The 23,202-nt window shown below is 62.6% G+C and carries 27 protein-coding genes; 17 read left to right on the top strand and 10 right to left on the bottom strand.

Features of this window, described 5'->3' with window-relative positions; translation table 11 throughout:
• Positions 1–4 precede the first annotated feature (4 nt).
• The 3 genes from FJW03_RS17780 (at position 5) to FJW03_RS17790 (ending at position 1,833) form a co-directional block, all read left to right on the top strand.
• Entirely contained in the window at positions 5–250 is a 246-nt protein-coding gene (locus FJW03_RS17780) for a type II toxin-antitoxin system Phd/YefM family antitoxin (protein WP_140759796.1), read from the top strand.
• Positions 247–633: a type II toxin-antitoxin system VapC family toxin gene (locus FJW03_RS17785; RefSeq protein ID WP_140759794.1), complete on the top strand. Its 387-nt coding sequence runs from the start codon at positions 247–249 to the stop codon at positions 631–633. The genes FJW03_RS17780 and FJW03_RS17785 overlap by 4 nt, the downstream gene beginning before the upstream one ends.
• 96 nt (positions 634–729) lie before the next feature.
• Positions 730–1,833, top strand: a complete 1,104-nt coding sequence (locus FJW03_RS17790; protein ID WP_140759791.1) for an AbrB family transcriptional regulator — start codon at positions 730–732, stop codon at positions 1,831–1,833.
• A gap of 23 nt (positions 1,834–1,856) precedes the next feature.
• Here FJW03_RS17790 and FJW03_RS17795 read toward each other — a convergent pair whose 3' ends face one another.
• Positions 1,857–2,633: an esterase family protein gene (locus FJW03_RS17795; protein ID WP_140610791.1), complete on the bottom strand. Its 777-nt coding sequence runs from the start codon at positions 2,631–2,633 to the stop codon at positions 1,857–1,859.
• A gap of 5 nt (positions 2,634–2,638) precedes the next feature.
• The gene (locus tag FJW03_RS17800) at positions 2,639–3,805 is read right to left on the bottom strand and encodes an ATP-grasp domain-containing protein (RefSeq protein WP_140759947.1); all 1,167 of its coding nucleotides are present in this window, start codon (positions 3,803–3,805) and stop codon (positions 2,639–2,641) included.
• Positions 3,806–4,316: 511 nt separating this feature from the next.
• Between FJW03_RS17800 and leuA the strand changes: the two genes are divergently transcribed.
• From leuA to FJW03_RS17820, 4 genes are all read left to right on the top strand, one after another.
• Positions 4,317–5,993, top strand: a complete 1,677-nt coding sequence (leuA, locus tag FJW03_RS17805) for a 2-isopropylmalate synthase (RefSeq protein WP_181173108.1) — start codon at positions 4,317–4,319, stop codon at positions 5,991–5,993.
• Between the two features lie 241 nt (positions 5,994–6,234).
• The gene (locus tag FJW03_RS17810; RefSeq protein WP_140759783.1) at positions 6,235–7,998 is read left to right on the top strand and encodes a tetratricopeptide repeat protein; all 1,764 of its coding nucleotides are present in this window, start codon (positions 6,235–6,237) and stop codon (positions 7,996–7,998) included.
• 223 nt (positions 7,999–8,221) lie between these two features.
• Positions 8,222–9,025: an alpha/beta fold hydrolase gene (locus FJW03_RS17815; RefSeq protein WP_140759781.1), complete on the top strand. Its 804-nt coding sequence runs from the start codon at positions 8,222–8,224 to the stop codon at positions 9,023–9,025.
• Positions 9,026–9,136: 111 nt separating this feature from the next.
• Positions 9,137–9,751 carry a hypothetical protein gene (locus FJW03_RS17820; RefSeq protein ID WP_140610782.1) on the top strand — a complete coding sequence of 205 codons (615 nt, stop codon included), beginning with the start codon at positions 9,137–9,139 and terminating at the stop codon, positions 9,749–9,751.
• Here FJW03_RS17820 and FJW03_RS17825 read toward each other — a convergent pair.
• A complete protein-coding gene (locus tag FJW03_RS17825) occupies positions 9,735–10,664 on the bottom strand; it encodes a metallophosphoesterase family protein (RefSeq protein ID WP_140759778.1) in 930 nt (309 codons plus the stop codon). The genes FJW03_RS17820 and FJW03_RS17825 overlap by 17 nt on opposite strands.
• Positions 10,665–10,735: 71 nt before the next feature.
• On the opposite strand from FJW03_RS17825, the gene FJW03_RS17830 reads away from it, so the two are divergent.
• Positions 10,736–11,230, top strand: a complete 495-nt coding sequence (locus FJW03_RS17830) for an NUDIX domain-containing protein (protein ID WP_140759775.1) — start codon at positions 10,736–10,738, stop codon at positions 11,228–11,230.
• Between the two features lies 1 nt (position 11,231).
• Here FJW03_RS17830 and FJW03_RS17835 read toward each other — a convergent pair whose 3' ends face one another.
• Together FJW03_RS17835 and FJW03_RS17840 are read right to left on the bottom strand one after the other, a co-directional pair.
• Positions 11,232–12,221 (bottom strand): glutathione S-transferase family protein, encoded by a 990-nt coding sequence (locus FJW03_RS17835; RefSeq protein WP_140759773.1) that lies wholly within the window; start codon positions 12,219–12,221, stop codon positions 11,232–11,234.
• A gap of 35 nt (positions 12,222–12,256) precedes the next feature.
• The gene (locus FJW03_RS17840) at positions 12,257–12,451 is read right to left on the bottom strand and encodes a hypothetical protein (RefSeq protein WP_226890391.1); all 195 of its coding nucleotides are present in this window, start codon (positions 12,449–12,451) and stop codon (positions 12,257–12,259) included.
• A 29-nt stretch (positions 12,452–12,480) separates the two neighbouring features.
• On the opposite strand from FJW03_RS17840, the gene FJW03_RS17845 reads away from it, so the two are divergent.
• The 5 genes from FJW03_RS17845 (at position 12,481) to FJW03_RS17865 (ending at position 16,144) form a co-directional block, all read left to right on the top strand.
• Positions 12,481–13,017, top strand: a complete 537-nt coding sequence (locus tag FJW03_RS17845; RefSeq protein WP_140746341.1) for a GNAT family N-acetyltransferase — start codon at positions 12,481–12,483, stop codon at positions 13,015–13,017.
• Positions 13,018–13,169: 152 nt separating this feature from the next.
• Complete coding sequence (locus tag FJW03_RS17850) at positions 13,170–13,931, top strand: 3-hydroxyacyl-CoA dehydrogenase (protein WP_140610787.1); 762 nt, start codon at positions 13,170–13,172, stop codon at positions 13,929–13,931.
• Between the two features lie 27 nt (positions 13,932–13,958).
• On the top strand, positions 13,959–14,738 hold the full coding sequence (locus tag FJW03_RS17855; RefSeq protein WP_140759770.1) for a HugZ family protein: 780 nt from the start codon (positions 13,959–13,961) through the stop codon (positions 14,736–14,738).
• Between the two features lie 156 nt (positions 14,739–14,894).
• Positions 14,895–15,239: an ArsR/SmtB family transcription factor gene (locus tag FJW03_RS17860; RefSeq protein WP_140610792.1), complete on the top strand. Its 345-nt coding sequence runs from the start codon at positions 14,895–14,897 to the stop codon at positions 15,237–15,239.
• 107 nt (positions 15,240–15,346) lie between these two features.
• Entirely contained in the window at positions 15,347–16,144 is a 798-nt protein-coding gene (locus tag FJW03_RS17865) for a TrmH family RNA methyltransferase (RefSeq protein WP_140759767.1), read from the top strand.
• 33 nt (positions 16,145–16,177) lie between these two features.
• Here FJW03_RS17865 and FJW03_RS17870 read toward each other — a convergent pair whose 3' ends face one another.
• Together FJW03_RS17870 and FJW03_RS17875 are read right to left on the bottom strand one after the other, a co-directional pair.
• Entirely contained in the window at positions 16,178–17,329 is a 1,152-nt protein-coding gene (locus tag FJW03_RS17870; RefSeq protein ID WP_140759764.1) for a hypothetical protein, read from the bottom strand.
• 156 nt (positions 17,330–17,485) lie between these two features.
• Complete coding sequence (locus FJW03_RS17875) at positions 17,486–18,022, bottom strand: DUF1134 domain-containing protein (RefSeq protein ID WP_226890392.1); 537 nt, start codon at positions 18,020–18,022, stop codon at positions 17,486–17,488.
• Positions 18,023–18,411: 389 nt separating this feature from the next.
• On the opposite strand from FJW03_RS17875, the gene chpT reads away from it, so the two are divergent.
• On the top strand, positions 18,412–19,041 hold the full coding sequence (chpT, locus tag FJW03_RS17880) for a histidine phosphotransferase ChpT (RefSeq protein ID WP_140607089.1): 630 nt from the start codon (positions 18,412–18,414) through the stop codon (positions 19,039–19,041).
• Between the two features lie 248 nt (positions 19,042–19,289).
• Positions 19,290–19,658: a response regulator gene (locus FJW03_RS17885; RefSeq protein WP_140607090.1), complete on the top strand. Its 369-nt coding sequence runs from the start codon at positions 19,290–19,292 to the stop codon at positions 19,656–19,658.
• 114 nt (positions 19,659–19,772) lie between these two features.
• Here FJW03_RS17885 and ctrA read toward each other — a convergent pair whose 3' ends face one another.
• Entirely contained in the window at positions 19,773–20,468 is a 696-nt protein-coding gene (gene ctrA / locus FJW03_RS17890) for a response regulator transcription factor CtrA (protein WP_006203583.1), read from the bottom strand.
• Between the two features lie 451 nt (positions 20,469–20,919).
• On the opposite strand from ctrA, the gene FJW03_RS17895 reads away from it, so the two are divergent.
• Complete coding sequence (locus tag FJW03_RS17895) at positions 20,920–21,297, top strand: flagellar export protein FliJ (RefSeq protein WP_140607091.1); 378 nt, start codon at positions 20,920–20,922, stop codon at positions 21,295–21,297.
• A 108-nt stretch (positions 21,298–21,405) separates the two neighbouring features.
• Here the strand turns inward: FJW03_RS17895 and FJW03_RS17900 are convergent, their stop codons facing one another.
• Positions 21,406–21,804 (bottom strand): winged helix-turn-helix transcriptional regulator, encoded by a 399-nt coding sequence (locus FJW03_RS17900; protein ID WP_140607092.1) that lies wholly within the window; start codon positions 21,802–21,804, stop codon positions 21,406–21,408.
• A gap of 89 nt (positions 21,805–21,893) precedes the next feature.
• Between FJW03_RS17900 and FJW03_RS17905 the strand changes: the two genes are divergently transcribed.
• Entirely contained in the window at positions 21,894–22,820 is a 927-nt protein-coding gene (locus FJW03_RS17905) for an NADP-dependent oxidoreductase (protein WP_140759761.1), read from the top strand.
• 89 nt (positions 22,821–22,909) lie between these two features.
• On the opposite strand, the gene FJW03_RS17910 is transcribed toward FJW03_RS17905, so the two are convergent.
• On the bottom strand, positions 22,910–23,185 hold the full coding sequence (locus tag FJW03_RS17910) for a DUF1153 domain-containing protein (RefSeq protein ID WP_006203587.1): 276 nt from the start codon (positions 23,183–23,185) through the stop codon (positions 22,910–22,912).
• Positions 23,186–23,202 lie beyond the last annotated feature (17 nt).

Genomic DNA, 23,202 nt, shown 5'->3' on the forward strand with positions numbered 1-23,202 from the left:
TGTGATGCAGACCGTGAACATCCACAATGCAAAGACCAATCTGTCGCGTCTCGTTGACCAGGCCGCCAAAGGTGAGCCGTTTATTATCGCCAAGGCTGGCAAGCCGTTGGTCAAAGTCGTGCCCATCGATCAGCCGGCTTCGGCGCAGATACGGCGGGTCGGCTTCATGGCCGGCCGGTTTTCTGTCCCCGACAACTTCGACCGCATGGGCAGCGAGCAGATCGAGCAACTATTCGGCATCAAGACGTGAAGCTGCTGCTCGACACCCATTTGCTGTTGTGGGCGGCCAGCGAACCAGACCGACTGCCCCTTGCTGCCCTCGCCGAGATTGAAGACCCGTCGAACGAATTGCTGTTCAGCGCTGCCAGCCTGTGGGAAGTGGCGATCAAACGAGGGCTTGGGCGAGACGACTTCACTGTGGACCCGCGCTTACTGAGGCGAGGCCTTTTCGACAACGGCTATCATGAGTTGCCCGTCAACAGCGAGCACGCCGTTGCCGTCGATGGACTTCCGCCGATCCACAGAGACCCCTTCGATCGAATCCTTGTAGCTCAGGCTAATATAGAAGGCATTACCTTGTTGACGACGGACAATATCGTAGCCCGCTACCCAGGCCCTATTCGAAAGCTCTGACCCGGAGCCCCTAGGCAGCAAGGCTGAAGCGCGGAAACATATTCTTTCAGCTGGACCGGGGTTCGCATTTCTCGCAACCGGATCTAAGACCAGAAGATGGATTCCTCGCCCGAGCAGCACATCCCGGATCCGCCCGTCATCGAGCACATGGCGCGTTGGCGCAAGCCTTGGCAATGGCTGCTCCTCCTCGTCATATCGACCCTGCTCGCCGGCGCGCTCGAACTCGCCGCCTTGCCGGCGGCGCTGCTGATCGGGCCAATGCTGGCGGCCATCGTCGCCGGCACCAATGGTGCCACGGTGCGCGTGCCGCGCCTTTTGTTCGGCTCCGCCCAGGCAGTTGTCGGCTGCCTCGTGGCCGCCTCGATCTCGGCCGACATCTTTCCCGTCTTCTACGCCGAGTGGCCGCTGTTTCTCGGCGTGGTGATCGCCACGGTCGCGGCCTCCAGCCTGCTTGGCTGGCTGATCAGCCGCTGGCGCATTCTGCCCGGAACCACCGCCGTCTGGGGCTCCTCGCCGGGTGCCGCCACCGCCATGGTGCTGATGGCCGGGGCCTTCGGTGCCGACCAGCGGCTCGTCGCCTTCATGCAGTATCTGCGCGTCATCTTCGTGTCGATGACGGCGGCTATCGTCGCCAGGATGTGGGTCGACACGTCGGGCATCGAAATCCCGCCCGTCACCTGGTTTCCGCCGATCGATGGGCAGGCTTTCGCCGCCACCATCGGCATCGCGCTGGTCGGCGGACTGGCGGGAAAGCTGTGCCGGCTGCCCTCGCCGTTTTTCCTCGGCACCTTCATCTTCGGGGCCGTCATCCATCTCGGCCTCGGCGTCGGGATGCAGTTGCCGCCCTGGCTGCTGGCAATCAGCTACGCCATGGTCGGCTGGTCGATCGGGCTGAACTTCACCAGGCCGATCCTGCGCCATGCGACACGCGCGCTGCCACAGATCATCGCCTCGATCGTGGCGCTGATCGCCTTTTGCGGCGGGCTCGCCTTCATCATCAGCCATCTGCTCGGGATCGATCCGCTCACAGCCTATCTGGCGACCAGCCCCGGCGGCATGGACAGCGTGGCCATCATCGCCGCCGCGGCACAGCATGTCGACATCTCCTTCGTCATGGCGCTGCAGTCGGCGCGCTTCCTGATCGTGCTGCTCGTCGGCCCGAGCGTCGCGCGGCTGGTGGCCAGAAGCATCCGGGAATAGGTACCTTCGAGCCGGCCTGGAGTTCAATCCAGCCTGTGCATCAGATCCTCATCCAGCCAGCGGCCGAAGAAATAGACCAGCTGCTTGTGCCACCACGGCCAGTCATGACTGACGTCGCCGCCCCAATAGTCGACCCAGGCGGGAATGGATTTGTGGCGCAGGATCTGTTCGAGCTGGCGCGTCTCCACCAGCATGCGCTCTTCCCAGGCGCCCTGCCCGCAGCAGAAGATCAGCCTGAGCGCCTTCAGCCGGGCCAGCAGCTTCGGGTCGACGATCCCGGGCAGGTAGTCGAGCGGCGAGTTGTAGAAGATGTCGCCCTCCAGCGCCTTGCCGAAGAAATCGCGGGCCGAATAGACGCCCGACAGCGCGATGACGCCGCTGGCCAGTTCCGGAAAGCGGAAGACGAAGTTCGAGGAATGATAGCCGCCCATCGAACAGCCTGAAAACAGTGGCTTCAGCTTGCGCCCACCATTGGCCTGCGCCGCCGTGGCGAGGAACTCCGGCAGTGCCTCCTCGCGCACATAGCGGAAATAGGCCTCATGGCGGCCGATGCGATGCGCCTTATCGGCATGCCTGTCGAAGAAGGATTCCGAATCGATGCCGTCGACTGTAAACAGCTGGATGCGACCGGTGTCGATGAACTCGGCCAGCGCGCCCACCCCGCCGGAATCCTCGAATTGGTAGAACCGCCCCTGCGAGGTCGGAAACACCACCACCGGCCGGCCGGCATGGCCGTAGCGCTTGTATTCCATGTCGCGGCCGAGATTGCGGGCGAAAGCCTTGTGATAGGAGATGTCCATTGGCTTCAAGCCTTTTCCGCGTGGATGAAGGCAACCGCCTCGCGCAGCGCCACCTGATCCTTCGAGCGCATCTGGTAGGCGTAATTTCCCATGGCGCGGCTGAAAACCTCTTCTATCGGTTGATGATGGACGATCTTGTCCTTGTGGGCGGCTAACACGTCCTCATGGCTGTGCAAATAGTGGAGATGCCGCTTGCGGCTGGCATAGGCGGTGAAATACTTGCCCTCATAGGGCCCGCCAGCGGCGTCCTTGACCACCATGTCGGCCCATGCCGCATAGACATCGATATCGAACGTATAGTTGATCGCGTCCGTCATCCAGGCGCCGGGCGGCCGCATGTTGACCTCCAGCGCGATGATCCGATCATCCCGGGTCTCGAACAGCTCTATATGGAAAAAGCGCTCGCGCACATCGAACGCCTTCAGGATCTTGCGGCCGGCTTCCTCGACCACGGGCCTGATGTGGGGAAAGCAGGTGTAGCTCATGTGCCGGTCCTTGTTGACCACCTCCATGACGCTCTGGTCGTAGCGGTGGCTGGCCGCCAGCACCACTTCGCCGTCGCGGTTGACCAGCCCGTCATAGGTCACCACCAGCCCCTCGATGAACTGCTCCATGACGAAGGTGACGTCCTCGGGCTTGTCCCGGAAGAACTGGTCGAGCTCCCTGGCATTGGAGATCTTGAAAGTGTTCGAGGCGCCGGAACCCGAATCGGGCTTCACCACAACGGGGTAGCCGACGCGGCGGATGAAGGTCATGGCGCCGGCACGATCGGAGCATTTGCGCTGCGCTATGGTCTCGACGCCGCTCTTGCGGAAGAAGGCGCGCATGCGGCTCTTGCGCTTCAAATTCTTCACGAAATCGAGCTTGGTGCCATAGATGTTGAAGTCGGTGCGGATGTTGGCTTCCAGCTCCAGCCAATGCTCGTTGAGCGATTCGAACCGGTCGATGCGGCCCCATTTGTGGATGAAATGCCCCATCGCCCGGAACACCGGATCGTAGTCCTCCATGTCGGGGAGGCGATAATATTCCGAAAGCGCCGCTTTGAGCTTGCTGTCCAGCGCCTCGTAGGGCGCGTCGCCGATGCCGAGCACCGTGGCGCCGGCCTTCTTCAGCCGGTCGCAGAAATCGGCGCCGTTGGCGGGAAAATGCGGCGAGAAGAACACGAAAATCATGGACACCCCCCTCTCGACGGCAGAGCATCGCAGCCCCGCCGGCGCTCAAGTCTGGCGCATTTGCGGCGCGCGGGGAAGAGCATCCGCATTAGGGATAATATGCGACGGATGCCGGCCCGCTTGCCTCCCACAGATCGCTCCTGTATGAGAACCGCCATGAACACGCGCGCCACCACCGCTTCCCGTCAGACCGGCTTTGCCGGCGAGACCATGCGCGCGCTGGCCTCGACGCTGCTTCTTCTCGGCCTTATCGGCGATCGCCGGGTTCGCTGAAGGAGCGCCCGGCGGTCGAACCGCCGCGCAAGCGCATGCTCCTTAGCCAGTCTTAAAATTGGCAGTCACATCAAGCGAACGAAAATCTGGTAAAGGCGCCACTCGCCATCAATCCGCCCAAGGCGGATCCGAGGGCCGCCGGGAGAACAAGACGATGAACGCACGAGAAGAGATCCGCTCCGATGCCGCGGTAGCCGGCAACGAGTCAGCCCGGGGCATGACCGAATCAGCCCGGGGCATGTCGGACGCGGCCCGCAAATACCAACCCTATCCGACTGTCGGCCTCACCGACCGGACTTGGCCTTCGAAGGTCATCGACAAGGCGCCTATCTGGTGTTCGGTCGACCTGCGCGACGGCAACCAGGCGCTGATCGACCCGATGGGTCATGAGCGCAAGGCGCGCATGTTCGCGCTGCTGCTCGACATGGGTTTCAAGGAGATCGAGATCGGCTTCCCCTCGGCCTCGCAGACCGATTTCGACTTCGCGCGCTGGTGCATCGAGGAAGGCAACGTCCCCGCCGACGTGTCGCTGCAGGTGCTGGTGCAATGCCGGCCCGAGCTGATCACCCGTACTTTCGAAGCGCTCAAGGGCGCGACCAACCCGATCGTGCATTTCTACAATTCGACCAGCGAATTGCAGCGCCGCGTAGTCTTCGGGAAGGACGTCGGCGGCATCAAGCGCATCGCCACCGATGCGGCCAAGATGATCACCGACATGGCGGCCAAGGCCGGCGGCGGCTATCGCTTCGAATATTCGCCGGAGAGCTTCACCGGCACCGAACTCGAAGTCGCGCTGGAGATCTGCAACGCTGTCACCGAGATCGTCAGGCCGACACCAGACAACAAGCTGATCGTCAACCTGCCGTCGACGGTCGAGATGTCGACGCCCAATGTCTATGCCGACCGCATCGAATGGATGTGCCGCAATCTCGACAACCGCGAAAACCTGATCATCTCGCTGCATCCGCACAATGATCGCGGCACCGGCATCGCCACCACCGAACTCGGCCTGATGGCCGGCGCCGACCGCGTCGAAGGCACGCTGTTCGGCAATGGCGAGCGCACCGGCAATGTCGACATCGTCACGCTGGCGCTCAACATGTACACGCAAGGCGTCGATCCGGGCATCGACTGTTCCGACATCAACCGGATGAAGGACGTCTATGAATATTCGAACCAGCTGAAGATCCCCGAGCGCCATCCCTACGTCGGCGAACTCGTCTACACGGCGTTTTCCGGCTCGCACCAGGACGCCATCAACAAGGGCATGAAGGCCCTAAAGAAGGCCAACACCAGCCTGTGGGAAGTGCCTTACCTGCCGATCGACCCGGCCGATGTCGGCCGCAGCTACGAGGCCATCATTCGCATCAACTCGCAGTCCGGCAAGGGCGGCATCGCCTATGTGCTGCAGGCCGATTACGGCCTCAACCTGCCGCGCAACCTGCAGATCGAGTTCAGCCAGGCGGTCCAGGCGATCACCGATGCCGAGGGCAAGGAGGTTCCGGCCAAGCGCATTTATGAGCGCTTCCTCGAGACCTATGTCGACCAGCCGGGCGCGCGCCTGAAATTCCTCGACCACCACACCTATCCCGACACCGAGGTGAAGGGCCGGCGGGTGATCGAGGCGGTCATCCTCGACAACGGCAAGGAGGTGACCATCACCGGCACCGGCACCGGCCCGATCGATGGCTTCGTCGACGCGCTGTCGCGCCATGTCGGCGTCGAAATGTCGGTGCTCGACTATTCCGAACACTCGATGCAGCGCGGCTCCAATGCCTCGGCCATCTCCTATGTCGAGATGGAATATCCCGGGGGCAAATTGTTCGGCGCAGGCATCAACACCAACATCGTCGCAGCCTCGCTGGAAGCGGTGATGTCGGCCGCCAACCGTATCGTGAGCCGCAAGGCAGGATAGCGTCCGCCGATGATCGGAGCGAGAGGCCGAACCGGCCTCTCGCGCCGCTGTTTTCCAAGCCCGAACAAGGCTTTGGCTGCCCCTTTGGTTGTTGTTTTGGAGCCAGCGGCGGCCCCGGCCATTAACCACCGGAAAATTATCCGGTTAGGTACGCGATCGCATAATGGGTGCATACTTGTGCGGCGATGCGGGCACTATATGATCGTGCCTTAACCTGTGCCGACTTCGAAAGGATCGACACTTGCAGCATGCCACGCCTGCCGCCCCCGCAGTGCGCGAGACACTAGAGCGACTGCTTGCCAGCGAAACGTTCGGAAGGTCCGAGCGTGCGCGCAAACTGCTCCGTTATCTTGTCGAACGCGAACAGGCCGGCGAGGCCGACAGGCTCAAGGGCTTTTCCATTGCCATGGATGTCTTCGGCAAGGACGGCGATTTCGATCCGTCGACCGACGCCGTCGTGCGGGTGCAGGCTGGCAGGCTGCGCGAGTTGCTGCAGCAGTATTTCGCCAATGAAGGCATCGCCGAGCCCGTCCGCATCGCCATCCCGCGCGGCGGCTACGTCCCCGCTTATGAGCTCAACGCGATCCGTCTGCCGGAAACGGCGAAACCCGCCGGGCGGTCAGACGCGGCAACGGCACCGGCCGAGCACTCCGGCGCTGCCGACGACGCCATTGCGGCCGCTGCATTGCTGGCACCGGCGCCCTCGGTGGCGCGCCACCTCAGGTTCTTCTGGATGGCGATCGCCCTGGTCATCGCCATGCTCGGTGTTCTGATCCTGCGTCAGGGCAGCGGCGCCCTGCTGGCAGGCGGCGAGATCCCCGCTACGTTCGAGGCCACCGGCCTGACCAGCAGCATCGCGCCGTCCTCCACGCGTGAGGCCTTGCCGCTCGTCTACATCGCCGTCAAGGCCGATGGCCCTGACGCCAGCCGTGTCGCCACTTCGCTGCGCGCCGGCCTGAGCGGCTTCGACACGATCGACTTCATCGGTCGCGACACCGTCGACGAGACTGATCCGGTCGCCAGCGCGACGAGCTTCATCTTCGACATCCTGCCTGGACCGGACGCGGGCGATATCACCATCGAACTACAGAGCGTGGCGACCGGACGGGTGCTTATGTCGCGCAACCTGGCGGCCACCGACAGCGCGCCATCCGTCATCGAGGACCGTATCGCCGGCATCCTGAGTTCGGCGCTGCCCGCGTCTGGCACGATCTACAGCTATATCGAGCAGAGCGGCATTCAGACCGCGCTGACGCAATGCCTGCTGCTCAACGACAAATATTACCTCGACCAGAACGCCAAGACCCACGAGGCTGCCTATCGCTGCCTCGAAACCCTTGCCGATAATGGCGCCAAATCACCGCTGGTCTATTCGGAGCTGGCCTCGCTGCACCTGGAAGCAGTGAACGACCACTACGCCTATCCGCCGGATGCGACTGTCGAGAAGGCGATGACATTCGCTCATCGCGCCGTGCAGATGGGACCGACCAGCCCCTATGCGCATCGCTCCTACGGCTACATCAATTCGCGTCTTGGCAATGCCGACGAAGCGCTGCGCTGGACGCGCAAGGCCTATGACCTCAACCCCTACGATCTCGCCATGGCCGCCGCTTATGGCTACGGGCTGGTTTTCGCCGGGCGATACGCCGAGGGCACGCCGATCCTGGCCCATGCGGTCGATGCCTCAAGCGGTCATCCGACATGGTGGGATTTCGGACTTTTCGCCGGCGAACTCATGCTTGGCGACACGAACAAGGCCGCGATCGCCAGTTCCTCGCTGAGAACAACCGCAACGAAATCACATTATCTCGCCGCCCGGCTGATCGGCGCCAGCATCACCGGTCAGGACAAACTGGCGCACAAGCTGCTCGATGAGCTGACCGTCAAATTCCCGAAATTCGCCGCCAATCCACGCGCGACCTTCATCGACCGAAAATACCCGGCCGATCTGATCGAACGGCTGGTTGGCGCCTTGCGCGCGGCCGGGCTCGGCAACGCGAGTTAGCATGTCGCGTCGAGGGGCCGACGGGTGGGATAGCGACATGCGGGGACAAGAACTTAAGCCGCGCCGCATATACTTGCCCAGGCGCAACAGGCTCTAGCAAAAAAGCCGGCTTACTGTCGGCAGCTCCCGCCAATCGCGAAAATTTTACTGGCCATCGCGCTGGACAAGGAGCAATCCAGCTGCATTCCCAACGCGCAGTCCCGCAATAAAGCTTTCAGATTTCATGGTCGCATCGCTTCATGCCGCCGAACAGGGTGTTGGCTCGAAGGCCATCGTCCTGCTGCATGGTTTCGGCGGCTGTCACGATGTCTGGCGCGACGTGATCTCGTTGCTTGCGCCTCCCGCGCGCACGCTTGCCTATGATTTGCCGGGCCACGGGCTCTCGCTCGATTTCCCGGGTGCCGGCCCGGCCAGAGTGGCGGCAAGGGCCATTCTCGCCGATCTGTCCGCACGGGCACTGAAGCGCGTTCATCTGGTCGGCCACTCGATGGGCGGCGCGGTGGCGGCGCTGATGGCGCTGGCAGAGCCTGAAAGAGTCGCCTCGCTGACACTTCTGGCGCCCGGCGGCTTCGGCCCCGAGATCAACGGCCCGCTGTTGCGCCGCTTTGCCGCCGCAAAGGACCTGTCCGAGATCCGGGCGTGCCTCGCCGCCATGTCGGGTCCACTGACCCGGCCATTCGATCACACCATCGACGTCCTCCGCGACATGCGCGGGCGACCCGGCCAGTTGCGGAAACTCGTCGAGATCGCTGCCGCCATGACCAGGGACGACCGGCAGGGTGTCATCCCGCGCGACCAGTTGGACAGGCTGACCATGCCGGTCATGGTGGCGTGGGGAAGTGACGACGCGGTGCTGCCCATTGCCCAGTCGGATGACCTGCCGGCGCACTTTCATGTGCATCACGTGCTGGAGGCCGGCCATATGCTGATCGAGGAAGCGCCTGATCTGGTTGCAAGCATCATTCGGCGCAATACGAGCCGCCGCGCCAGGCCGCCGCGCCCGAAACTCATCGCCGCGACCGGCTGACTTTTTCGCATCCGGCATCCGCCGGGCGCCCCCGATCCTGTGATCTCGCCAGTGCATTTTGCCGGCGTCTGTGTTAACTCGCTCTTAACCAAACCCGCGAGGCAGACGCCGATGAAGGACGCAGGCGAAAAGATCGATCCGTCAGGGAAACTCTCCGATGCCATCCGTGATGTGAAGAATGCCTTCGCCGATCGCGACGATGTCGTCGTCGACATGCGCGAGGCGCATCGCATGCGCCTCGATCTGCTGGCCGCCGAACTCGCGCCCGTCTTCGCCGATGTTCCGGCCGACATGGACAATTTCGACTTCGTCGTTTCCTCCGGACTGCAGCCGCGCCTGTGGATCGACGCCGTCAGCCATGTCGCCATGGGGCGCGACCGCCGAACCTACCGCTTCCTCAAGGACACCCGGATCGGCCGCGTGGTGCTGGCTGAATCGACCGAGATGAAGCCGGTTGCCGATTCCGTTACACGCTACGTCGCCGAGCGCATCGTCGAGCGCCAGAGGATGATGGAAGGCGGGGTCGAACCGGCCGTGGCCGGCATCAGGCGGGCCGAGGTGGCGGAAGCCGAGCCGCCGCTGCGATCGCCGCAACACGGCAAGGGCTGGTCGGCCTTCCTGTCTGGCGTTGGCCTGATCGCCGCCGGCGCCCTGGTCGGCCTGGCTGTGTCGATCGCCCTGTTCTGGGACCGCCTCGTGGCGATGGGGCTCAGCCTGCGGCGGTAGCCGCCGCGGCCTCGACGCCAATCTCCAGCGTCTGCAAGTCGGCGGGCGGTATTGCGGGTCCGGTCAGCCCGCGCCGCGTCAGGCGGATGCGCCAATCGCCTTTTTCGCCATCGATATCGAACAGATTGTATTGCGCTGCCGGATGCTTGCCGCCCGGCGCCTGGCCGGCCGCGGCGACACCGACCACCGGAACCTTGGCACTGCGGGCCCCGATCTGGAACAGCGACGGCAGATGCGAATGGCCGTGCAGGACGAGTTCGGCGCCCTGCCGGCGGATGATCTTGTGGAAGCGCGCGATGCCGAACAGCCGCTTGTGCTGGGAGACGGCGCCGCGCACCGGCGGATGGTGGATCATGATGGCGCGAAACAAGCCTTGCCCGCCGGTGTCGCGAAGGATCTTGCCGAGCCGCTCCGCCTGCCGTTCCATGAAGAAGCCGTTGGCCATGAAGGGGGCCGTGGCGCGTGCCGTCGAGACCCCGATCAGCGCGACATTGTCCCGCACGCGCAGATAGGGGAATGCATTGCGATCGACCGGTGTGTTGACGCCGTCGCCGCTCATCCAGGCGGCCCACGACCGGCAGATCTTGTCGAAGGCGCCGGGCACGTAGGCATCGTGGTTTCCTGGAACCACCGAAACGTCGTGCGGCGGTCCCAGCGTCTCCAGCCAATGCTTGGCCATCTCAATCTCGCCATCGAGCGCCAGATTGACGAGGTCGCCGGTGACGGCGAGATGGTCCGGATTTTGCGCCTTGATGTCGGCGACGATGCTGTCGATGACGGCATCATGCATATGGCGGCGGCGATTGCGTTGCCAGTTGACGTAGCCCAACACGCGCTTGGAGGCGAGATCGCGATAGGATACATCGGGGAGTGGCCCCAGATGGACATCGGAAATATGCGCGAGCCTGAACATGCACCCTTCATAGGCGACCGGCGCCCCCCTTTCCACAAAAGCTTGTCTTTCCACCCGCGGTTTCGCACCTGATGGCGGACCCGGAAGACGCCTTCCGCCAGACAGGTTGGGCGGGGTTCAGGGCAAGGCTGTTCCATCTCTATTTCGTGCTGCGGCGGCCGATGACGCTCGGTGTGCGCGGTCTCGTTTTCGACACGGCCTCCAACTCCGTCTTTCTCATACGCCACACCTATGTGCCCGGCTGGCAGCTTCCCGGCGGCGGCGTCGAGGTCGGCGAGACGATGGCCGAGGCACTGGCCCGCGAACTGGCCGAGGAAGGCAACATCGCGCTGACCACGCCGCCGGTTTTCAAATCGATGCATTTCAACCGCCGCGCCAGCCGCCGCGACCATGTCGGCTTCTATCTGATCGAGCAGTTCAGCCAAACGACGCCGAAGCTGCCGGATCACGAGATCGCCGAGGCTGGCTTTTTCCCACTCGACCGCCTGCCGCAAGACACGACGCCGGCGACTTTGCGGCGGATCGCCGAGGTTTTTGGAGGTGAAGTCGTATCGGTCTACTGGTAAATCAGGACGCTTCGTTAAACCGCGCCCGGTCATGCGGCGCACCATAGTCCAGTTCCGGCCCCAGCGGCACGATCCGCGTCGGGTTTATCGTTTCGTGGCTACCATAATAATGCGCCTTGATGTGATGTAGGTTCACCGTGTCGGCGACACCGGGCACCTGATAGAGGTCGCGCAGATAGTTCGACAGGTTTGGATAGTCGGCGATGCGGCGCAAATTGCACTTGAAATGGCCGACATAGACCGGGTCGAAACGCACCAGCGTGGTGAACAGCCGCCAGTCGGCCTCGGTGATGCGGCCGCCGACGAGATAGCGTTGCGTCGATAGCCGATCCTCCAGCGTGTCGAGCGCCGCGAACAGCTCGCCGAACGCTTCCTCATAGGCGTCTTGCGTGGTGGCGAAGCCGGCGCGGTAGACACCGTTGTTGACGGCGGGATAGACCAGCGCGTTGATCGCGCCGATCTCGCCGCGAAGCGCATGCGGATAGAAATCAAGGCTGGCATCGCCCCACTCATCGAAGACTGAATTCAGCATCCGGATGATTTCGGAGGATTCGTTGGAGACGATGGTCTCATCCTTTTTGTCCCACAGCACCGGCACCGTCACCCGCCCCGAATAGATGGGATCGGCCTTGGTGTAGATCTGGTGCAGGAAATCGAGGCCGTAGAGCGTGTCGCCGGTCGCGCCGTCCTCGGCCAAAAATGTCCAGCCATTGGCGCCCATGAAATGATGCACGACCGACATCGATATTATGCTGTCGAGTCTCTTCAGTGCGCGGAAGATCAGCGTCCGGTGCGCCCAAGGGCAAGCGAGCGAAACATAGAGGTGATAGCGCCCGGGCTCCGCCTTGAAACCGCGGCTGCGGCCTCCGGCGGGCTTACCGTCGCGGGTGATCCAGTCGCGCCATTGCGATTGCATCCGCACGAACTTGCCGCCGCTGCTCTTGGTGTCGTACCAGCGGTCCTGCCATTTGCCTTCGACCAGCAATCCCATGGGGTGTCCTTTCGCCTTTCGCCTCATGTAGAGCGTCACAGGCCCAGGTGGAAATCATCCAGGCTGAACAGATCGTCAAGGGCCACGCAAAGGGTCGATTGCGGCGGCCGGAAATTGATGCTAGCGGACACTCCGCATGTTCGACTTTGCTTTGATCCGGTTCGACCGACGACGAAAGGGCGCCCGCGCTTGATGAAGCGCTGACTGGCGAATGCTGCCGTTTGCAGCAACTTTTCCTCCTGACCGGACCGCAAAGACCATGAGCCTTGCCGACGTTAAATACCTGCCGGAAACTCCGGCGCACGACCCTGAAATCGAAGCCATCAATGACGAGGCCTTCGGGCCCGGCCGCTTCGTGCTGGCCGCCTACAAGATCCGCGAGGCCGGCGGCCACGAGCGCGCGCTGTCCTTTGTCGCCGTCGATGGCGATCTTGTCGTCGCTTCGGTGCGCATGACCCGCATCGCGGCCGGTGCCGGCCGCGCCCTGATGCTCGGACCGCTCGCGGTGCGGCCTGCCTTCAAGAATCTCGGCATTGGCCGCCGCCTCGTGGCGATCGCGCTGGAAGCCGCCGCCAAAGCCGGCGCCCCGGCCGTCATGCTGGTCGGCGACGAGCCCTATTACGGGCCGCTCGGCTTCAAGCGCATTCCGCGCGGCCAGATTTCGATGCCCCGTCCTGTCGATCTCGACCGCCTGCTGTCACACGAGATCACGCCGGGCGCGGTTGCCAGGCTTACGGGCGAGGTCTGTCATGCCAGTCAGGCCAGGGTCGCCGAGCATATGTCGGCGATGGCTTGACCTTGCCCGTTGATCCGCGCCTGATCCATCCCTGTTCTCTTGGAGCAATTCCAGGAAAAATGTGAAACGGTTTTTCGACCGGAATTGCGGCAACAAATCGAGCGTTCGGCGCTTCCGTGAAACGATGAACCGCTCCAGGAAAGGATAACGCCATGAACCCGAACGGCCAGATCGCGATCGTGACCGGCGGCGGCTCCGGCCTTGGTGAAGCCACGGCGCGTGCGCTTGCCGCGAAGGGTGCCCGCGTCGCCATTTTCGATGTCGGCATCGACCGCGCCGCAAAAGTGGCGGCCGAGATCGGCGGTATTGCCGTCCAATGCGACGTCAGCAGCGCCGACAGTGGCGCCGCCGCCCTCGCCGAGGTGACCGGCAAGCTTGGCGAGCCGCGCATCCTGGTCAACTGCGCCGGCATCGCCATTGGTGTGAAGACGATCGGCAAGGATGGGCCTCATCCGCTCGACCAGTACCGCAAGGTGATCGAGGTCAATCTGATCGGCACCTTCAACATGATCCGCCTTGTCGCCGACCGCGCCGCCAGGCTCGAGCCGCTGCAAGGCGGCGAGCGCGGCGTCATCGTCAACACCGCCTCGGTCGCCGCCTATGATGGCCAGATCGGCCAGGCGGCCTATTCCGCCTCCAAGGGCGGCGTGGTCGGCATGACGCTGCCAGTCGCACGCGACCTTGCCCGTTCGGGCATTCGGGTCTGTACCATCGCACCAGGCATCTTCAAGACACCGATGATGGCTGGCATGCCGCAGGACGTGCAGGATTCGCTCGGTGCCGCCGTACCCTTCCCGCCCCGCCTCGGCGAACCATCCGAATATGCCGCCCTTGCCCTGCACATCATCGAGAACCAGATGCTCAACGGCGAGACCATCCGCCTCGATGGCGCCATCCGCATGGCGCCGAAGTAATCTGATAAGTGGTAGCAGGGGGAGGACGTGGACGACAAAAAGAAGGACGTGATCCGCGAGACCGACGCCGAGGCGATCCGGTTGGCGAAGACACTTCTGCGCACTGCCCGCTTCGGCGCATTGGCCGTGCTGGAGCCGCAAACCGGATCGCCGCTGGCGAGCCGGGTCGGCGTGGCCACCGACATTGACGGCGCGCCGCTGATCCTGGTGTCGATGCTGTCGGCGCATACGCCTGCTTTGCTTGCCGATCCGCGCTGTTCCCTGCTGCTCGGCGAGCCTGGCAAGGGCGACCCGCTGGCACATCCGCGCCTGGCGCTGATCTGCCAGGCGTCACGGCTCGAGCGTGGGTCGGACGCGCACGCTCGAGCCGAGCGCCGCTATCTCAACCGCAATCCCAAGGCGAGGCTCTATGCCGGACTTGGCGACTTCTCTATCTTTCGCCTTGAGCCGCAACGCGCCAGCCTCAACGGCGGCTTCGGCAAGGCCTATCTGCTCGATCGGCCCGATCTTGTCACCGGCGGATCGATCGTCGAAGAGCTTGCGGCGAGTGAACAACCCGCCGTCGAGCACATGAATGCCGATCATCTCGACGCGGTCGCCGTTTATGCACATCATTTTGCCGGGGCAACCGGTGACGGCTGGACCATCGCCGGTTTGGACGCCGATGGCATGGATCTGGTGTCCGGGGACAATGTTTGCCGGGTATTCTTCCCGCAACCTTTGGCGGCGGCACGGGAATTGCGGCCCGTTCTGGTCGATATGGCCAGGAGCGGCAGGGCGGCAGCACGGCCACAGAGCGAGATTTAAATTGCATTTGATCGAAAGCAACGCTTGAGATTTGAAAGAAATGTTCTAGGCTTTAGCTATGGCGCTGACTCGTCGGCGGCCTTTCGCGAGTGAATTTATGGATTCAGGCACCATTGCCCCCATGGTGCCTCGATGAGCAAACAGCATGGGGCATTCATGGTCTCGACAAAGCTAATCGCCAACGCCGAATCGGCGGCCGAATTTCTTATGCTGATGGGCAACGAAAAACGGCTGTTGATCATGAGCTATCTGATCGACGGTGAGATGTCGGTCGGCGCTATCGCCGAAAAGGTGATGCTCAGCCAATCCGCGCTCTCGCAGCATCTGGCCAAGTTGCGGGCTCTCGACCTCGTGGACACCCGCCGCGACCGTCAGATGATCTACTATTCCTGCAAATCCGATGCGGTGCGCGAACTGCTTGTCATGCTGGACGGTATTTTCGGCAGCGGCAAGGAGGACTTGTCCCAGATGGCGCAGAGATTGCGCCGCGCCGGCACTTGACCGGACGCTGCCGCGGCCTTTTACCTCGCTGACGATTTCCGGAGCGCGGTTGGTGCGTCTTTCCCGACGCACCAACCGCGCTCTCGATCTTTGAGCAGAGGACATCTTTGGACCCAATCCGCATCGACGATCCACGGGATCCACGCGTCACAGCCTATCTCGATATCCGCGAACGCGATCTCGCGGGCCGGCAAGGCCGTTTCGTCGCCGAAGGCAAGGTGGTGCTCGACCTGCTTTTGTCGTCCGGTCGCTTCGGGGCGGAATCCGTGCTGGTTCTGGAAAACCGGTTCGGCGGCCTGAAGGACATATTGCACAAGGCGCCTTCGGACCTGCCGGTCTACGTCGTCGCCGGCGCGGTCATGGACGTGATCGCCGGCTTTCACATGCATCGCGGCATCCTGGCCATCGGCCGCAAGGGAACGCCGCAGCCGGCCGGGATATTGCTGGACGCCTTGCCGGCTCAAGCCCTGGTCGTGGTGCTCGTCGGCATTGCCAATCACGACAATATGGGCTCGATCTTCCGCAACGCCGCCGCTTTCGGCGCCGATGCGGTATTGATGGATGCGACATGCTGCGATCCGCTTTATCGCAAGGCGATCCGCGTTTCGGTCGGCGCCGCGCTCAAGATCCCATTCGCCTCCTTCACCGACACGGCGGGGTTCACGGCGACGCTCGCCGAACGGGGCTTTGAACAATTCGCGCTCTCGCCCCGCGGAAAGACCGATATACGCGATGCAAGGCCAGCCGCACGCCTGGCGCTTTATCTCGGCACCGAGGGCGAAGGCCTGCCCGAAAGCCTGCTTGAGCGCCTGCGGACCGTGCGGATCACCATGTCGGAAGGCTTCGACAGCCTGAATGTCGCGGCGGCCTCAGCTATTGCGCTGCATCATTTCTCGCGTCGTTAGGCAGGCCACAACGCCGATAGCCGCACTACCGCCTCAGTTCGCGGCCGCTTTCTGCAAGGCCCGCACACGGTCGGCGAGGCTGCGGTCGCCGCTATCGGACCGGCTGTCCGTCGGCGCTGCCAGCGCCTTGGCGATCGGCGAGTCAGGTCCTTCGAGCTTCGCCGTCAGGTGGACGACTTCGGCCGCCAGCTCGTTCATCTGCTCGCGCAGCGCGGCGCTGCCATTCGTCGACCCTGACGATGCCGTGGCAGCGAGATCCGCCTTCAGCCGCTTGTTCTCACGCGCCAGCGCCGTCAGCCTGGCCTCCAGCCGTTCGCGATCACTGTCGAGCTTGGCGATCGCCCGGTCCACGTCGTCGCGCCTGCTGGCCTCGTCATGCCGGTCCGCTTCATCCGGCTTGCCGACCAGCCGCAAGGCCGGCGCGCCGTCCTCGGTCTTCGTTTTTTCACGCAGCCGGGCCAATTCCTTTTCGCGGCGATCGAGCTTGTCTTCGCGATCGGCGAGTGTCGCGAGCAGCCGTTCAACCTTCTTGTCGAGTTCCGCCGCCCTCTTCTTCTCGGCCTTCAGGGCATCGCGCACAGCCTTGCTTTCAGCCGCGATCTCCTGATGGCGCCGGTCTGCTTCCTTGCGCTGGCCGCGCAGCAGCGCAATGTCGCTGGCGAGCTTCTGCAACTCGGATTCGCGCGCCACGAGTTCGATCTGGCGGCTGCTGGAGGAGAAGCTGGCGTCATCATACATGAGCTCCAGCTTTTCGAACTCGAGCGCCCGCTTCTCCAGCTTGCGTTCGGTCTCCTTGAGCCGCTCCGAAAGCTGATGCAATTCCTCCTCGCGCTGGCGCAGCGCCTCGTTCTTGGCGCCGAGTTCGGCGAGCGCCTGATTCTTGTTCGTGCGCTCGACCGCCAGCCCCTTCAACGCCTCGCGGCCGCGATTGATCTCGACGAGTTGTTCGGCCGCCTTCTCGCGTAGCGCCTTGACGTTCATTTCGAGGCGGCGCGTGGTCATGGCATACTCGGCGCGGATCCGGTCCTTGTCGGCCTGGATCTCGGATTTCGTCAACGGGATCGAGGCTTCGATGCGCCTGCGGGTCAGCGTGACGGCGCGCCGCCAGACGGCCGGAGCCACGATCAGCGCCAGAAAGCCGGCACAGAGAAAGCCGAGGGCGAAGAACAGGACTGACTGAACCAAAGGATCACCCGCTATTGGCGGCAACCGCCTGAACTGGACCGCATCATACTGGCATGGCGGAAATCCGGCGCTGCGGCAAGGTCTTGCCACAGCGCATTGGGCACGGGCCTACAAATCCCATCGAAAAGCCGGCTTTGCGATCACGACGAGTTGGGATCAGAAGGGGTTCCAGGTCGCCCGCTCGGTCAGCTTCAGGTAGCCGAGATTGACGCCGAGCCTGGCGCCGACACCGGTGCGGATCGGCACCAGAAGCACATTGTTGTTTTTCAGCACGTTGAAGCCGATACCCGCCACCACATAGGCCGAACCGGCCACACCGCCATAGCGGTTGTAGAGGTTGCCGACATCGTCGAGATTGTAGACCAGCATCATCACCCGGGACCCCTCGCCGCCGAAATCCCAGCCCAACGACGGGCCCTGCCAGAACACTTTGTGATCGCCGGCATTCTTGGTGTAGAGCGTGCCTTCGCCATAGGTCAGGCCGCCGATCAGAGCGCCCGACCCTTCCTCACCAAGCAGATAGCCATTGGGCAGCCCGTAAGAAGCGAAGATTTTCTCGATGACCGTGGCGAGCCCGCCCGATGTCGCGCCGAAGAACTTGTGGCCGGAATCGATAATCTCCTGAGCGGTGTATTCCTGGGCTCGCAGGGCTGAAGTCGAGAAGACGAGAACGCCCATGAGCGTGACCGCCATTGTAAGGACGCGGAGGAAACTCCGGTCATAGAATCGGGAAAACATGCTTCCAATCTCCGTCATGGAGCACTTTCGCCGACGCCTCGCACCCGGTCCGGCTCTTTAGGCGGCCGTTAAGGATGACTGTTAGGAGCAAACTATGCCGTAATTCTTTTTCAACCATTAACTCCCACAGGAAGATGGCGGTTCGAAGGCTGACTTTGAGGCGCGCCCGGCGCTGGCAGCCGGCGCGAACACGCCATTTGGCCCGACGACAATTTTGGATTTGTTGCTGTACATACGAGTGCTGTGTATTCAGAAAGCCTCGGGTTGGAGCGTGATTCGTGTGGGCAGGCGCGACAATCGATCGCTCGGCCACGAATTGTGGAATTTTGCAGGGATTTTCACCGATGGCCGATCTGTTCACCCTTTCCGCCCCTGACCTGGCGGCGCTTCTGTGCAGCCGCGTCTGCCACGACATCATCTCGCCGGTCGGCGCGATCAACAACGGGCTTGAACTGCTCGACGAAGGCGGCGCCGACGAAGACGCCATGCGGCTCATCCGCCAGAGCGCCAGGAATGCCTCGGCCCGCCTGCAGTTCGCCCGCATCGCCTTCGGCGCGGCCGGTTCTGCTGGAATGCTGATCGACACCGGCGACGCCGAAGCGGTTGCCATTGCTTTCCTCAAGAATGAAAAGCCGGAGCTGACCTGGAAAGGGACCCGCGCGCTGCTGCCCAAGAACAAGGTCAAGCTTCTGCTCAACCTGATTCTGGTTGCCAATGCCGCCATTCCGCGCGGCGGCAAGCTGGTCGTGACCCTCGAGAATCTCGAAACCGAGCCGCGCTTTTCCCTTTCGGCAAGCGGGCCGATGCTGCGCGTGCCGCCCAAATTCCTCGAATTGCATTCCGGGCACAAGCCGGAAGAGCCGATCGATGCGCATTCGGTGCAGCCCTATTACACGCTGCTTCTGGCTCGTGAGGCCGGCATGACGATATCGATCCATGCGACGGCGGAAGAAATCGTGCTTTCGGTAGCCTGAGTACCCGGCCGGTTTGACGGGAGCGCAAAGTATTTCAGCCGCGAAATATTGCCGTGACAGCTCGACCGGAAGCGTTAAGCTTTTCCTAAGGGGCAGCATCCAAGCATCCGCAAAGAAAAGCCAGCCGGATGGCATCTTTGCAAAAATTTTACCCAAAGGCTTTTCGGCTTCTTTACCGGATCGGTCTAGGGTGCACGCCAGGTGCCCCGACACGACCGGATTGCCCCAGGGCAAAGAGGACCCGGAAAATGAAACGCTGCATGTTCGTCGACGATTCAAGCGTCATCAGGAAAGTTGCAAAACGCATCCTGGGCGGTTCCGACATGGTGGTCATCGAGGCAGCCAGCGGGCTTGACGCGCTGGAGATGTGCGCCGCCGACATGCCCGACATCATCGTCGTCGACGGCGCCCTGCCGGATGTGCAGGCGGTTGACCTCATCCGCCGCGTGCGCGCCATGGAAAGCCCGATAAAGCCGCAGATCCTGATCTCGCTGGTCGAGCTCGATATCGCGTCGATCATGCGGGCCAAGCGCGCCGGCGCCCAGGGCTATCTGCTGAAGCCCTTCAATCGCCCGCAGCTGCTCGAGCGCTTCCGCACGCTGAAGATCGCCGCCTGATACGGCAGCAGCCCACCCTTAGTGCCGATCCCACCTATCACCGGCTAAGGACGCAAAAAACCCGGCCGGAGCCGGGTTTTTTGTCGAATTGGATATTCGGACGGCGCTCGCCGCTCAGGCGCTGACGCGGATGTCTTCGGGCTCGCGCAGCACATAGCCGCGGCCCCAGACCGTCTCGATGTAGTTCTGGCCACCGGACGCGGCATCGAGCTTCTTGCGCAGCTTGCAGATGAAGACGTCGATGATCTTCAGTTCCGGCTCGTCCATGCCGCCATAGAGGTGGTTGAGGAACATTTCCTTGGTGAGCGTGGTGCCCTTGCGCAGCGAGAGCAGCTCCAGCATCTGGTATTCCTTGCCGGTGAGGTGCACGCGCTGGCCGCCGACTTCGACGGTCTTGGCGTCAAGGTTGACCACCAGGTCGCCGGTGGTGATGACCGACTGGGCGTGACCTTTGGAGCGCCGCACGATGGCGTGGATGCGCGCCACCAGCTCGTCCTTATGGAACGGCTTGGTCATATAGTCGTCGGCGCCGAAACCGAGGCCGCGCACCTTGTCCTCGATGCCGGCCATGCCGGAAAGGATGAGGATGGGCGTCTTCACCTTGGAGAGGCGGAGCGTTCTCAAGACCTCGTAGCCGGACATATCGGGCAGGTTGAGGTCGAGAAGGATGATGTCATAGTCGTAGAGCTTGCCCAGATCGACGCCCTCTTCACCGAGGTCGGTCGTATAGACGTTGAAACTTTCCGATTTCAGCATCAGCTCGATGCTTTGTGCGGTTGCACTGTCATCTTCTATCAGCAGAACACGCATTTCATTCCCCTTTTCTGCCGCCGGACCATTTCACGACCCGTCCTGAACCCGGAGCAGTGGTTGCCTTTACAGAGGCTGCCATCGAATGGTTAACAAAACCTAATTTCTCGTCCATGACGGTATCAGATTTTTTAACCTCTTGCTACACCCTCTTGAATCCAATAATGAATCACGGACCCAAATTCCTAATGCAACACATTAACAACCTGGACTAAGCGACTCCAGGGACTCATCGACGCGCCTTCGCTTCGGCGGCCGGAATTTTTACCCGGCCTTAAGCCCTGACCCGTATGATTAACAATGCCCGTAAACGAATGGTTACCGTCGGCAAAAAACTTTAGGGTTTTGTTTCCCATAGTGCGGGGAAAGCCGGTGGACACGGGCAGAGCTTGGGCCTTTCCAAGTGGTTTGGACGATATGTGCGGGTGTGCGTTTCCGGGAGTACCGAATCATGAAGTCACGTGAAAACCTCGTTCGGCTGAAACAGTTTCAGGTGAATGAGAAGCGGCGGCAGCTGCTGCAACTCGACATGATGATCGCCGAGTTCGAGCGCATGGCTGTCGAACTGGAGCTTCAGATCACCGCCGAGGAAAAGAAAGCCGGCATCACCGACATCAATCATTTCGCCTATCCGACCTTCGCCAAGGCGGCGCGCTTGCGCCGCGACAACCTCAGAAACTCGCAGAGCGACCTCGCCCAACAGCGAAGCACTGCCGAATCATTACTCGGCGAAGCTGAAGCGGAGCTTTCCAAGGCTGAAATGCTGGAATCGCGCGACACCAAGATCCGCGACGCCGAAACCGGCGGCCGCAGCGCGATGATCGGCTGAACCGGCCGACCATATCGTCGAGCGCGCCCGCCGGCGCGCGGCTCCGCGCGGTTCTCGAGCGGCGACTTCGAACCGGCTCCGGCCGAATTGCCGCGGAAGATTTCCGATCTAAGCGGCCCATTCCCCTTCATTCGCGGCAATCGCCTTTGCACGGGCATCCTTGATGTCCGGCGTGTGCTGTTCGGCCCATGACCTGATCTGGGTGAGCAGCCCCGCCAGGTTCTGGCCAAGCTCGGTCAATTCATATTCGACGCGCGGCGGAATGACGGCAAAAACCTCGCGCCGCACAAGGCCGTCACGCTCCAGCACGCGCAGCGTCTGCGTCAGCATCTTGGGCGTAATGCCTTCGAGCTTGCGGGCAAGCTCGCCATTACGGTGACGGCCTTTGCGCAGCGCGCAGACCACCAGATACACCCATTTGCTGGCCAGCATTTCGAGCACGGTGTGCGAAGGACAAGTCCGCCGGAACGCGTCATAGCCGAAGGGGGTGTCAAGGTCACTATCCATGAGGTGCCTATATATCGAAAAGGTGCATACTGGACAACAGAACATTACTTTCCAAATGATAGTGGCACCATACCAGCAGGAGACATCCCATGCGTGCCGTTATCCAGAATTCCGTTGGCGGACCCGACGTGCTCGTCATTGCCGATCAGCCAGATCCGACGCCGAAGGCGGGCGAAGTGCTGGTCCGCGTCCGGGCAGCCGGCATCAATCCGGTCGATGGCGCCGTGCGCGCCGGCCGTTATAAGCTGCTTGGCGAACCGCCCTTCATCCTCGGCTGGGATATTTCCGGAACGGTCGAGACACTGGGGCCTGGTGTCATCGGCCTTAAGGTCGGCCACGAGGTGTTCGGCATGCCGCGCTTCCCCAAGCAGGCGGCGGCTTATGCCGAGCTGGCGGCCGTGCCCGCCAATGAGATAGCGTTGAAGCCGAAGAGCGCCGACCACCCCCAGGCCGGCGCATTGCCGCTGGCCGGCCTCACCGCCTGGCAAGGCCTTGTCCGCCATGGTGGGCTGAAATCCGGCCAGCGCGTGCTGGTGCATGCGGGTGCCGGCGGCGTCGGCCATCTGGCGGTGCAGATCGCCAAGGCGCGCGGCGCCTGGGTCGCCTCGACGGCCAGCCCTGACAAGCTCGACTTTGTCCGCAAGCTCGGCGCCGACGAGGTGATCGACTACACCAGCGGTGATTTCACTGAGAAAGTTCGTGACGTCGACCTGGTGCTGGAGACGGTGGGCGGTGACCAGACCGAGCGCTCGTTGAAAGTGCTCAGGCGCGGCGGCGTGCTGGTGTCGCTGCTCAATGTCAGCGATGCCGCGAAGGCGAAGGCCAGCGCTGAGGGCATCCGGGTCGAGCGCATGTCGGTCGTGCCCGACCGCGAAGCCCTCCTGGAACTCGGCCGGTTGATCGATGCCGGAAAGCTCACCGTCCATGTGGCGAAGCGCTTTCCGCTTGAGCAGGCCGGTGCCGCCCACGCTTTCCTGGCCACCAAGCCGATTGGCAAGGTGGTGCTGGCGGTCTGACCGCCAGAAGGCGCGCTTCCAGGAATGAAGAATCGCGATGGAAAACAAAAGAGCGCGGAGTCCGCGCCCTTTTTCCAAACTCTCTACAGTCAGTGCCGGTATTGCTGGATGCGCGTGGTGCGCAGCCCGGCGAGGCCGTATTCGTCGATCGACGCCTGCCAGGACAGGAATTCCTCGGTGGTCAGCTTGTAACGCTGGCATGCCTCTTCGAGGCTCAAAAGCCCGCCGCGCACCGCCGCAACCACTTCCGCCTTGCGCCGGATAACCCAGCGACGCGTGTTCGTCGGCGGCAGATCGGCGATCGTAAGTGGGCTGCCGTCGGGCCCGATAACATATTTAACTCTAGGTCTAACCAGATCGGTCATCGTACTCTCTACAAAAA

Source organism: Mesorhizobium sp. B4-1-4, from assembly GCF_006439395.2.
In the GTDB taxonomy this organism is placed as follows: Bacteria; Pseudomonadota; Alphaproteobacteria; order Rhizobiales; family Rhizobiaceae; genus Mesorhizobium.